The organism is Candidatus Binatota bacterium (assembly GCA_012960245.1).
Taxonomy (GTDB): domain Bacteria; phylum Desulfobacterota; class Binatia; order UBA1149; family UBA1149; genus UBA1149.
The window spans coordinates 1-12,507 of the sequence record DUBO01000060.1 but is presented as its reverse complement, the minus strand read 5'-3'; the positions used below and the strand labels follow the sequence as shown (position 1 = coordinate 12,507).

Below are 12,507 nucleotides of genomic sequence, written 5' to 3'. Positions count from 1 at the left end.
AAACTCCCGGTTGTCTGGAATCAACAGCTGGTCAAGGTTGGACAGGGGGCGCTTCAGCGCCCGACTCGTCCCCCGGCAAAGCACCGTCAGCGCCCGATTCGCCATCCACCGCGTCTTCAACTGTTTCCGCGGACGGGGAACCGCCCTCGGCCTGTTCAGCGCGCCAGCGCAGGGTCGATAAGGAGAGCATCAGCGGTGCGTAGAACGGGGCCTCGCGGAACTGGGGTTCCTTGGTGGTGAGCTTGGCGACGAAGTATTCAGACTTATCGGGCGCGAGCATTATGAAGAAGGTTTCCTGTACGTTCTCTTCACCGAGCTTCACGACCAGCGTGAAAGTAAAAACACCCGGTGCCTCCTTGAGGACCTGCACCCGGGTAAATGCCACGAGCGCGTCGCCCCTGAGCTCTGTGTGCTGGGTCCAGGCCGCGGTGGCGGCCGAAGCGGAGTCACCCTGGTAATCAGACTCGGGCACCTTGTGAGACTCCGCGAGAAAGTGGCAACGCTGGTTTATGTCCACATCCGAAGCACGCTCGGCATAAACAGCTTGGAAGGAAGTCGGCGAAGATTGGGTCTCTCTCCAGTTGTCGACCGGAGGGGAGCTCAGAGAAAACCCGCCCAGGTCGTAGCTGGGTGGCATGGGGTTGAGAACCAGAAGTCCCTGGGCGCTGACCGCAAGCGGAAAGCCCAGGACAAGCACCAGGGCCCACAGCCACGCCCCTGCGCCCAACCTCGGGCTACGCCAGCCCGGGCTAAACCAGTGATCGTCATCGGCCGACTCAAGCATCGGTGTCGTCCTGCGCTTCGGCTGCCTCACAGCTCTGCAACAAGGCCGAAACCAGTGGTAGCATGTCTCCACCCTTGACCACGTAGTCACTCGCCTGCCACCGTTCGGCGGTGTTACGATCAAACTTCTGGGGTTTCGAGGTGTAAAGAATAATGGGCACGCGGCTATAGGCCTTGAAGGCCGGGTCGGTCCTGATGATGCTACAAACGTGACCACCGTCCGCGCCGGGCATATCAGGCTCGAGTACCACCGCGTCGACATCGTGGTAACAGAGCTTGGACAGGCAATCTTCCGCACTCGAAGCCGTCACCACCTGGTAGCCGGTCCGCGAAAGGTAGATCGAGAGAACCGTGCGCGCGTCGGCCGACGAATCGACCACCAGCACGTTGCGCCGGGATCGTGAGCGCTGGCGTACCCGTCCCCCCATGACCGCGAGTTCCCGGTCAGCCAGCTGAGCAATGAGCCGCTGGTCCAGGTCAGGAAAATTCTCTGCCTGGTCGGCAGTCTCATCAGGGCGGGCAGCCGGTTCGGGCTCGGCTGCCTCCGTTTCGGGTGCGACGAGCCGGCCGGAGGCTGTCTCATCGGGATCCGCTCCAGCACCAAGGCCAACAGCGCGGCCACTGCCCAACAGTCTACCAAAATCGTCGACTCGGATACGCACCGAGGCCAGGTTGTTATTCAGGCGGACGATCTTCAGCTCGATGCTCTCCAGTCGCCCGGCCAGGTCAGCGGCGCCGGAAACAGAAGCAGCCGACCGCAGCGACTGACCAGCTTCGACGGGATGCTCCTCCTCCCCCAACAGGGCTTCTTCTCGCAACGGGCTTTCGGCAGAAAACGGGGATTCAGCGGGCAACGGCTCTTCAGCTGCGAGGGCATCAACCGAAGGAAAAACCACAGCCGAGGGTTCGCGCGACAGGGGACGATCGAAGTCCGGATCACCGACCTGCAGTTCCAGGGTTTCCAAGCGCTCCGCCTGGGCTTCGAGCAAGTCAGTCAGGGAAGCCAGCATGTCGGTCGCCGACTCTACCTTGCCGCTGAGAGATTCGATTTCGGTTTCGAGACCGTGAGCGTGGTCGAGACCAGCAGGGCCGCCTTGCCGCCCGCCCTGCTCTCTATCGCCTTGCTTGCGCGTACCGGGTGTTTCTTGCGAATGCTCGGTCTCAGGGGCTGTCCTCGGTGTTTCCGGGCGCTCGCGCTCATGCGGCGAGACCCGCGCTTCGGCTTCGGCACCGGCGAGCTGATCGATCAGGCCGTCGACCTGTAACCTCAGCGACTCAAGCGCGTCGCCCACGCTGAGTTCACCCAAGGCTTTGCCCAGGCCACCGCCCAGGACTTCCGACATGACACTACCTTGCTGATCCACTGCCATTCCGCCACACCTCCGCTATATCCTGTTTATCGCAAGTATGCCCGGTATGAAAGACCCCGGGCCCATATCCTGTGCGCCGAAGCGCGTGGCCGAGGCCAACGCCCAGAGGCGTGGTCACCAGCAAACCCGGCAGAAACACGCATCCCCGTGTCAGGCGCCTTCTCTTTCGCGGGCGTAATTACCTCGCGGCAGGGTGGGCAGATTCATCACGCTCTTGGGAAACAGCTTGACCAGGTAGTTGACGATGTCCTTGACCGAAATGACTCCCACCGGCGCATCCGAGTTGTCGACCAGCGGGATGTGCCGATAGCCGCCGAGGCTCATCTTGTTCAAAGCGTAGGCAATTGAATCACTGGGCCTGAGAGTCTCGGGGTTACCCGTCATCAACTTGCGCACCGGGGTCTTGGCCACCTCCGTGCCCATCCCGACCAGGTTGTTCAGGACGTCCCTCTCTGTGAAAATTCCCTTTAAGCGATTAGACCGGACGACCAGCACGCAGCCCATTCCCTGCTCCCGCATCACGGCCACGGCCTCGAGTGCCGGTGTTTGCGGACCGACCACCACCGGCTTACGCGGTTCGAGCGTACTCACGGGCTCGCGCAGCGCGTCTTCGTCGAGCACGCCATCGCCCCTTACCCCCTTGAGTTCTTCTATGCTCTCGTCGATGAATTCTTCAACTCCTTCGATCTCTTCCATCTCTGTCTTCTCCCGTTTCCGCTCCCAGGGTTGCCCCAGGGCCTGGCCGATGAGCTTACAAGCGCCCTATTCGACTGTCCAAGTGTCCCCGCCACAGAACAGCTTGTTGAAGTCGGGCTGCCCCATCTCACTGAGTGCGCGTTTAGCCTGTGCCGCGACTTCCTTCTCGTAAATCGGCCTGTCCATGGCTCGTATAACACCCAACGGCACGGGGAATTCGGGCCGCTCCAGGCGACTTAGAAAAAACCCGAGGGCTTCGTTGGTTTCATCGTGCAAAAGCACCTGTTCCTCTGGCGTCGACTCCATATTCACGACCTGCGGAGACATGTCCTTGCCCAGGGCCACACCCATACGGGCATCCTCGGGACCAAAAAGCAGCGGCTGCCCGTGCTCGAGAACCAACTGGTTCTGAATACGAGAACCTTTGCCCGAGACCTCCTCAAAGGCTCCATCGTTAAAGATAGGACAGTTCTGCAGGATCTCAATAAACGAGGTCCCCTTGTGCTCAACGGCCCGGGTAAGCATCGACTGGAGATGCTGGGTCTCGGTATCAACAGTGCGCGCGACAAAGGTCGCGTCGGCCCCTAGCGCCAACGAAACCGTATCAAAAGGATGATCGGCCACACCCAGCGGGCTCGACTTGGTAATCTGGCCCATCCTCGACGTGGGAGAGTACTGCCCCTTGGTGAGACCATAAATCTCGTTATTGAACAGCAGTACGTTGATATCCAGGTTACGCCGCAGGAGGTGGATGAGATGATTGCCGCCGATGCTCAGGCCATCGCCGTCACCCGTAACCACCCACACCGACAGTTCCGGCCTGGCCAGCTTGAGTCCCGAAGCAATGGCCGTGGCCCGACCGTGAATGCTGTGGAAGCCGTAGGTGTTCATGTAGTAAGGGAAGCGGCTGGAACAGCCTATGCCCGAAACGAACACTATGTTTTCGCGCGGTATGTTCAGCTCGGGCATCACCCGCTGCACCTGCGCGAGTATCGCGTAGTCGCCACAACCCGGACACCAACGAACATCCTGATCGCTGACGAAATCCTTGCGATTCAGTTTTGCCTGCTCGCCACTCATCGACCTTCCTCCACTATGGCTTTCACCCTCGCCTTGAGTTCGCCTACCTTGAACGGTTGCCCCTGTACCCGCGACACCGGTATGGCGTCAACCAGGAGCCGTTCCCTGAGAATTCGCACTAACTGGCCCATGTTCAGCTCGGGGACCACTATGGTCTTGTATCTCGCAAAAATCCGTTTCAGCTCTTCGACGGGAAGTGGGTTGAGCCACCTGAGGTGAAGATGCCCGGTGGCCAGACCCTCAGCGTTGAGCTCTTCGGTCGCCTGGGCCAGGGCACCGTAGGTAGAACCCCAGCCCACCATGAGCAACTCGCCCAGTTCGCTGCCCTCAACACAGAGCGGATTGAGGTCCTCGTTCACACGCTCAATCTTTTCTGCTCGCACCCGCGTCATGCGCTCGTGGTTAGCTGGGTCGTAACTGATGTCACCCGAGTTGTAGTCTTTCTCAAGGCCACCGATGCGGTGCTCAAAGCCCGGCGTGCCCGGTATCACCCAGGGCCTCGATAAGGTGTCCTCGTTGCGCAGGTAGGGATGAAAACCCAGGTCTCCCTTCCAGTAGCGGACCGAGATGTCGGGGAGTTCGTCGTAGTCCGGGATCTTCCACGGCTGGGCGCCGTTGGCCAGGTAACCGTCCGACAGTATCATCACCGGCACCATGTACTTGAGCGCCACGTGAACAGCCTCGAAGGCCATGTTGAAGCACTCCACGGGGGTCGCCGGCGCGACGATGGCCAGGGGGCTCTCCCCGTTACGCCCGTACAAGGCCTGCATGAGGTCGGCCTGCTCGGTCTTGGTCGGCAGGCCCGTGCTTGGCCCTCCGCGCTGAACGTTGACGATTACCAACGGCAATTCTGTTATCACCGCCAAGCCCATGGCCTCACCCTTGAGCGCTATGCCGGGACCGCTTGACGCAGTTACCCCGAGGGCGCCCCCGAAAGACGCGCCTATAGCCGAACACACTGCCGCGATTTCGTCTTCGGCCTGGAAGGTGGTGACGTCAAAGTTCTTATGTGCCGCCAGCTCGTGGAGGATATCACTGGCCGGAGTGATGGGGTACGAGCCAAAGAACATACTCTTGCCCGCCTTCGATGCCGCCGCCATGAGCCCCAGCGCCAGGGCCCTGTTCCCGGTCATGTTGGTGTAGGTACCCGGCTCGATCTTGGCCGGTTTGACCTCGTAGGTGTGAACAAACACCTCGGTGGTCTCGCCAAAGTTCCAGCCCGCCTTGAACACCCGCGTGTTTGCCTCAACGAGGGCTGGTGACTTCGCGAACTTGATCCCTATCCAGGCAAGGGTCTGTTCAATCGGACGATTGAACATCCAGGAACAAAGACCCAGTGCAAAGAAGTTCTTGCACCTAACCATTGTCTTTTTGGGCAGGCCCATGTCGGCAATGGAGTCCGTGGTCATACGGGTGAGCGGCACCGCGAATACGCGAACCCTCTTGTTGAGACTCGCGTCGGCGAGCGGGTCCCCGTCCATTCCTGCCTTACGAATATTGGAGAGCGTAAACGCGTCGCTGTCGGCCACCAGTATGCCGCCGTCCCTCAGGTCGGCGATGTTCACACTCAAAGCTGCGGGGTTCATGACCACGAGCACGTCCGGGCGATCGCCGGGGGTAAAGACCCGGCCCTCGGAAAAATTGACCTGGAAGCCACTCACACCCGCGAGCGTGCCGGCGGGTGCCCTGATCTCGGCCGGATAGTCAGGCAGGGTGGCGATATCGTTACCCGCTATGGCCGACTCGTTGGTAAACTGCGTGCCCGTCAGCTGCATGCCATCGCCGGAGTCTCCGGCAAAGCGAATCACGACCGTATCGACCTGCTCTACGGGCTTTTCTCGCACAGTAGTCTCCGAGGGGACTTCAGCCATTTAACTGCCTCTCTATCATCAGATTTAGCCGCAGCACCTGCTGGCTTCCCACGCGAGAGGGTCAGCAGGGTCGGTCCTTCCAAGCTAATGAAGCAGGATTACCGGATCAAATGATTACGCCCTGATTACACAAGTAAATCTAATTTGTCTGAAGCGGCTTCAGCCCGGTTACGCTGAGCTGAAGCTGAGGTTATTCAGCGGCTGCCGATTCGGCCGCTGGACGGGTCTTCCAGCGGCGGTGGGCCCAGTTCCACTGCTCGGGCCATGAGCGCACCTGCTGCTCTACGAGCTCGGTATAGCTCCCCGTAAGATCTACAGCCGCCTGTCGCCTGTCCGCCGGTGACAGCGGCGGATGCACTGCCGGCCTCACATCAATCACGAGGCCGTCGCTGTCCCAGCTGGCAAACACCGGCAGAACGGGGGCCGAGCTTGCCAGCGACAACCTCGCCAGCATGGTCGACGTACAGGCCGGACGACCAAAAAAATCCACGAAAACCCCCCTCCCAAGGCCCTGGTTCTGGTCCAGGGGCGCCGCCACCACGCCGCCGGCAGCAAGAACGCTCACTATTTCGCGCAAGGCACTGCCCCTGCCCACCGAGCTCACGCCGGCAGCTGATCGCTGGGCCAGCAGAAAATCGTTTATCAGCCTGTTCCGCATCGGCCGGTAAAAGGCGCTCATGGCCACGCCACTGTTACCGACAGCCCGGGCCATCAATTCAAAATTGGCGCTATGGGCGGTGAGTATCAAGACCCCGTTTCCAGCGGCGGCCAGTTCAGCCACCGCAGCGGCAGCCTTTTCGACGCCGCGGATACTCCCGTTGGCCATCAAGGCACGCGAATGCATAAGTTCGGCCATCATGCGTCCCCAGCTGCGAAAAACGACCCTGGAGCAACTATTTCGCTTGGCGGCGTCCCAGGAAGGAAAAGCCTGGCACAGATTGCTGTCGATGACCCGCCTGTGACGGACGTCGACCCTGGAGGCCAGGCTGCCGAGGCCCTCAAGGGCACCCCTTGTCACCGCCAGTGGCAGCGCGGCACCCAGCGCCCAGACCGCTCGCAACAGGCCATAGGCGACCATGTCAATTACTCTACCCACCCCCGCGAGTGTAACCCCAGCCGCCCTCCCGCCCAAGCTCACCGGGTGGGGGGCGTAGCAGGCTATCTCACCGTTGAGCAAACGCCGGTAGCCTGCTAAACCTGACCGATGGCATCTACTGATAAAGCGGCCTCTAAGCAGGTCGAAAAGGACCGACCGTGGATTTTTCGTACCTACTCTGGCCACAGCTCGGCCGAGGCCTCGAACGCGCTCTACAGGGGCAACCTGGAAAAGGGCCAGACCGGCCTGAGCGTAGCTTTCGATCTGCCCACGCAGACCGGTTACGACTCCGATCACCCCCTGGCGCGCGGAGAAGTAGGCAAAGTCGGCGTGCCGGTTGACAGCATCGCCGACATGGAAACCTTGTTCAACGACATACCGTTGGACCGCATGAACACGTCAATGACCATCAACGCCACCGCTGCCTGGCTGCTGGCGCTGTACGTCGCGGTGGCCGAGCGCCAGGGTGTCGACCCCGGCGGCCTGCAAGGGACCATCCAGAACGACATCATCAAGGAGTACCTGTCGCGGGGCACCTACGTGTTTCCTCCCACCGAGTCGATGCGTCTCACCGGCGACATCATCGAGTACACGGTCAGCAATATTCCCAAGTGGAACCCGATCAACATCTGCAGCTACCACCTGCAGGAAGCCGGGGCCACGCCGTCCGAGGAACTCGCTTTCACCTTGGCCAACGCCATAGCCGTACTCGACGAGGTCAAAAAACGACCCGGAATGGACAGCGAGACCATGGTACGGGTCTTCGGCCGGATCTCTTTTTTCGTGAACGCCAGTATCCGTTTCATAGAAGAAACCTGCAAGATGCGCGCGTTTGTCGAGACCTGGGACAAGCTAGGACGCGAACGCTACGGCGTGGAAGACCCCAAGCTCAGGCGTTTCCGTTACGGCGTGCAGGTCAACTCGTTGGGCCTCACCGAACAGCAACCCGAGAACAACGCCATCCGTATAGCGCTGGAGATGCTCGGGGTGGTGTTGTCCAAAAAAGCCCGCGCGAGAGCCGTGCAGCTCCCGGCCTGGAACGAGGCCCTGGGCCTGCCCCGGCCTTGGGACCAACAGTGGGCGCTGAGAACGCAACAGATAATGGCCTACGAAACCGACCTGCTTGAGTACGCCGACATCCTCGACGAATCGCCGGTGGTGCAGGCCAAGGTGGACAGCCTGATCGCAGAAGCCTACGAGGAGCTCGAGCGTATTGACGAGATGGCCGGCGCGGTCGAGGCCGTCGAAGCTGGCTACATGAAGCAGCGCCTGGTGGATTCCAACGCGCGGCGATTGCGCCGCATCGAAGCAGGCGAACAGTGCGTTGTGGGAGTCAATCGCTGGGCCGAGAGTGAGCCTTCGCCGCTTACCTCGGACATGGACAACGCCATCCTCAAGGTCGATGTTTCGGCCGAGCGCGAGCAGATCGAACGCCTTGAAGCCTTCAGGGCAAAACGCAACAAAGACGATATCGCGCCGGCCCTGCAGGCCCTCCGTGATTCGGCCACAAGCGGTAGCAACATCATGGAGAGCTCAATAGCTGCGGCTTCGGCCGGGCTGACTACCGGAGAGTGGTCACAGGTGCTGCGCGACGTGTTCGGTGAATACCGCGCTCCCACCGGCGTGGGCGGCCAGTCGGCGGCTGACAGCGACGCGGTGGTTGCGGTACGCGAAAAGGTGAAGGCGCTCGGCGAACGCCTCGGCCACACGCTGAGGCTGCTGGTTGGCAAACCGGGACTCGACGGTCACAGCAACGGGGCGGAACAGATCGCCGTGCGCGCCCGCGATTGCGGCATGGAGGTCATATATCACGGCATCCGCCTGACCAGTGACGAAATCGTGGCCACTGCCCAGGAAGAAGACGTGGACGCGATCGGCTTGAGCATCCTTTCGGGATCACACATGACGCTGGTCCCCGACCTCGTAGACAAGATGAAGAAGCTCGAGCTTGAAGACGTGACCCTGGTCGTGGGCGGAATCATTCCCGACGCGGACGCCGACCAACTCAAGGCCCTGGGCGTCGCAGGGGTATACACCCCACGGGACTTTGAACTGACCAGCATCATGAACGACATCGTAGAACTGGTGAGCAACAAGCGCGGCTGAGCCACGAAGGCACCAGCTTTATGTTACTCGGCGCTTTCCTGCCGCGTGAGCGTTGCGCCCTCAGCGACCAACAGATCACCCGCGCCGTGTCCCCTGACTTCGACCCCGCGGAGTTCGACCGACGCGCGGTCGTGCAGCACCACCCCCCTGCTACCGTTGTCGGTGACGCGCCCACCGCTGAGCCTCAGCAGCGAATCATCGTTGACCACAACGCCGGCGTCCGCGTTACCGCTTATGACAGTGTTGGCGAGTTCAACCCGTGAGCCCAGTCCGACCCGCAAACCGTCGCCGTTGGGCGGCCGGCTCGTGCCACCCGCGTCGCGCGAGAGTGCGCTCATTGCTGGATCATCAAGCCCGTTGACGGTGATCAAATTACCCGATCCGGTCAGCGAGGCCGCCGACACCCCCAAGCCCTTGTCGAAGTTGGCACTTATGCGGTTGTCCAGCAGGCGAACGCTCGAGCGCCGGCTGACGGTAACGCCATCGCGGTTCTGCCTGATCGTATTGCCGCGCAGTACAGCCGAAGAACCGTCGAACACGAGTACGCCCTTACCCTTGCTGCGAAAACCGTTGCCCTCGAGCAGGCAGCCCTCCACGAGCACCCCGCTCGCGCCAGCGGTTATGCCGATACCGTCGTCGAGGTTGTCGCGACAGTGGCAGTCGCTCAGTACCACCCCGTTCGCCGATGCGCCGATCACCGCGATTCCATCGAACATGAAACCGCGAGCGTTGAGCTCTTGTACTTGCACCGACGGTCCCTTGATGACCAGCCCGTCGCAGCCTCGGCGGCCACGCGAACGCCCGCAGGCGCCACCCACCAGCCAGGCTCCGTGACCGTGAATCGCCAGGCCGCTGGCTTCGATGGCGGGCAGCTCGGTCACGGGCTTGATTGAATCGGAAGGCGCGAGCCTGATGTCTATAATCGAGCGTTGCGAAGAAGCGTTGGCGCTCTCGATAGCGTACCTGAGCGTGCCGTTACCCGAATCCGCCGACGAGTTAACAACTATCAGCCGTGGCTCGCTACGCGGGGCGACCGCCCAGCAAGCGGACAAGAGCATCGTACACGCAAGAACCACCAGCGCTGGGTTTCTACGCACCGCCATGGCCCACGCTGCAACAGCGGGGGAGATTCTCACCGCCGCTCAGTCTACTGCGACATGTAGATGCCGCCATTGGGAGCCAGCACCTGCCCGGTAAAGAACGAAGAGTCATCGCTCGCCAGGAACAGTGCAGTGGTCGCTACCTCGGAAGCCGTGCCGAGTCGCTGCATCGGCGTCTGCATGGCAATCATGTCCAGGCTCGTTTTATCTACCGGGTCCAACAGCGGTGTTTTTATGAAGCCCGGTGCTATGGCGTTGGCGCGAACACCGTAGCTGGCGGCTTCCCTGGCCGTCGCACGGGTAAAAGACATGATGGCCCCCTTGGCGGCACAGTAGTCGGGGGCTCCGGTAAGCGAGGCCGCCCCCATCAGGGACCCCATGTTGATGATCCTACCGCCGCCCTGTTCGCGCATGAGCGGCAGTGCTTCCCTGGAGCAGTAAAACGTACCGTACATGTGTATGCGCATCATGCGGTCGAACATCTCGTCGCTGAGCAACTCGATACTGCGCAGGTGGGTTTTTATACCCTCCCCCTGCATCGATTCTTCGATCTGCGCCTGCATCGCGGACGCGTTAGCCTCCAGGTACTCGGGATCGGTGTGAATAATGCCCGCGTTATTAACGAGGATATCGATACCGCCGAGTTCCGTGAGCAACGACGCGAAGGCCGCTTTCACAGACGACGAATCGCTCACGTCGCAAGGCCCCGATACCGAGCCCGGGGTCAGCTCACAACAACGGGCGGCAACAGAGGCAGCCGCGTCCTCGTTTATATCGCTGACATAAACCCTGGCACCGTTGGCCGCATAAAGAAGCGCTATTTCGGCACCCAGCCCCGAAGCCGCACCGGTTATAAAAGCTCTCTGTCGATCGAGTTTCATTTAGAACCCCTTCGAATAATCCCAGCTGAAGCTACTGTCTATGTTGATGTCGAGGAGTACCTGCTCTGCGAGGGTCGCGGCCGTGGCTTCGACGTAAGCGTCTCCCATTTCTTCGCCCAGGTAGTGCCGCGCGATGCGCCGGGCTTGCTCGCTATCGGGTTCGGCGAAGGTCACCGTCCCGCGCAGGCAGATCCCCCGGTAAGGCGCCTGCCGCGTATCGAGGGTGACCGAAACCGCAGGGTTGGCCCTCGCGCACCGCGCTTTGTGCGAATTGGCGCCCACCATTATCTGGATGCGCTTGTCGTGGTACTCAAACCAGACCGGCGTGCCCTCGGGCGCCCCCTGGTCATTTACAACCGACAGCACCGCGATCTCCGCTTCCGCCAGCAGGTCTTCGACTTCTTCTTCGGTCAATCGTCCCATTGCTATTCCCCTTGCAATCCCCTCGCTCGCCGAATCTACGTTGAAGCCACGAGTTATACAATGCCCAAGACCCGTTATGCGGGCAGTACTGGCGCGTGGGCTGCGCCGGGACGAAGTGTTAGCATCCCCGCTATGGCGACACTGGAATTTTAGAAAGACTTCACCTGGGGCTGCGCAACCTGGAGGCCACAAGTCGTTACGGGGTGGTTCACTGCGCCTAACAGACCCAGCGCCGCGGGCCCAGGAAAAGCTCCTACTGGTATCGTCGGCTCGTAGAAGAAAACGGATTCTGAATCTTCGGCCGACTCACCAGGGTATCGCCCTGACTGCGGGCAAGGGAACGACACCGATACTATTGGCGTCACTCGCACCGGTGACCGTCAGGTCAAAGTCAGATTCACGCAGCTCAGAAACAGCCGGCGCAAACTCACATCTCACGGTGTTTGACGGACTCACCACCACGGCGCCGGGAGAGAAGAGCTCGATTCTCAGCGCCTGCCGCGACAGCCTGGTCGCAGAAACAGACACCGCGCCGTCGATAGCCCTGCACTGCAGGCCCCCGGCCTCTTCTACAAAATCTCCGACGGTAGCGTCGAACTCTACCAGCAGTTCCAGATCGACCATGGGCACGCCCGATTCAACCCGGAACATCACCGAAGTCACCGGTCCGCAATTAAGCGAAACCTCGCTACCCACGGCCTTTCGAAGAACCATCAACGCATCGGTTGCCGTGATCGCGCCACTACCGTCTACATCGCACACGTAGTCGGGGCAGACGAGATTCTGCCCGACAGCCCGGCGCAATAACATCAGTGCGTCCGAAGCCGTCAAGCGCCTGTCATTGCTGCCATCACCGCAGAAGCGCTGGGGAAGGCATGCATTCGAACAGCCATCACTGTTGTCAAGATTCCCGTCGTCGCAGGTTTCTGCACTCGCCTGCAACATTCCATCGCCGCAACTGGCTAGTACGCATGTAGACAGGCAGGCGTCGCTATCGTCAGTATTGCCGTCGTCACAGGCCTCTACACCGGCCTGCACTATGCCATCGCCGCAGCTGGCCAGCACGCAGGTTGACAAGCAGGCGTCGCTGTCATCCACGTT

At 61.0% G+C, this 12,507-nt stretch carries 11 protein-coding genes; 1 reads left to right on the top strand and 10 read right to left on the bottom strand.

The genetic code is table 11. The features are described 5' to 3' along the window. Nucleotides 1-31: 31 nt before the first annotated feature. From EYQ35_11835 to EYQ35_11810, 6 genes are all read right to left on the bottom strand, one after another. Nucleotides 32-784 (bottom strand): hypothetical protein, encoded by a 753-nt coding sequence (locus EYQ35_11835; protein ID HIF64825.1) that lies wholly within the window; start codon nt 782-784, stop codon nt 32-34. Then, nucleotides 777-2,153 (bottom strand): response regulator, encoded by a 1,377-nt coding sequence (locus EYQ35_11830; protein ID HIF64824.1) that lies wholly within the window; start codon nt 2,151-2,153, stop codon nt 777-779. The genes EYQ35_11835 and EYQ35_11830 overlap by 8 nt, the downstream gene beginning before the upstream one ends. A gap of 150 nt (nt 2,154-2,303) precedes the next feature. Then, nucleotides 2,304-2,849, bottom strand: a complete 546-nt coding sequence (locus EYQ35_11825) for a CBS domain-containing protein (GenBank protein HIF64823.1) — start codon at nt 2,847-2,849, stop codon at nt 2,304-2,306. 66 nt (nt 2,850-2,915) lie between these two features. After that, nucleotides 2,916-3,929 (bottom strand): 2-oxoacid:ferredoxin oxidoreductase subunit beta, encoded by a 1,014-nt coding sequence (locus EYQ35_11820; protein HIF64822.1) that lies wholly within the window; start codon nt 3,927-3,929, stop codon nt 2,916-2,918. Then, on the bottom strand, nt 3,926-5,800 hold the full coding sequence (locus EYQ35_11815; GenBank protein HIF64821.1) for a 2-oxoacid:acceptor oxidoreductase subunit alpha: 1,875 nt from the start codon (nt 5,798-5,800) through the stop codon (nt 3,926-3,928). The genes EYQ35_11820 and EYQ35_11815 overlap by 4 nt, the downstream gene beginning before the upstream one ends. Before the next feature lie 190 nt (nt 5,801-5,990). Further along, complete coding sequence (locus EYQ35_11810; GenBank protein ID HIF64820.1) at nt 5,991-6,896, bottom strand: hypothetical protein; 906 nt, start codon at nt 6,894-6,896, stop codon at nt 5,991-5,993. A gap of 108 nt (nt 6,897-7,004) precedes the next feature. Here EYQ35_11810 and EYQ35_11805 point away from each other — a divergent pair, with 108 nt between their 5' ends. Next, nucleotides 7,005-9,002, top strand: coding sequence for a protein meaA (locus EYQ35_11805; GenBank protein HIF64819.1), 1,998 nt, complete (start codon nt 7,005-7,007; stop codon nt 9,000-9,002). Between the two features lie 23 nt (nt 9,003-9,025). Here the strand turns inward: EYQ35_11805 and EYQ35_11800 are convergent, their stop codons facing one another. The 4 genes from EYQ35_11800 to EYQ35_11785 all read right to left on the bottom strand — a co-directional run. Then, a complete protein-coding gene (locus EYQ35_11800) occupies nt 9,026-10,138 on the bottom strand; it encodes a right-handed parallel beta-helix repeat-containing protein (protein HIF64818.1) in 1,113 nt (370 codons plus the stop codon). 11 nt (nt 10,139-10,149) lie between these two features. Continuing rightward, on the bottom strand, nt 10,150-10,983 hold the full coding sequence (locus tag EYQ35_11795) for an SDR family oxidoreductase (protein HIF64817.1): 834 nt from the start codon (nt 10,981-10,983) through the stop codon (nt 10,150-10,152). Further along, on the bottom strand, nt 10,984-11,406 hold the full coding sequence (locus EYQ35_11790; protein HIF64816.1) for a hypothetical protein: 423 nt from the start codon (nt 11,404-11,406) through the stop codon (nt 10,984-10,986). A gap of 306 nt (nt 11,407-11,712) precedes the next feature. Next, nucleotides 11,713-12,507, bottom strand: a 795-nt coding sequence (locus EYQ35_11785) for a DUF4215 domain-containing protein (protein HIF64815.1), incomplete at its 5' end; no start/stop codon positions are given.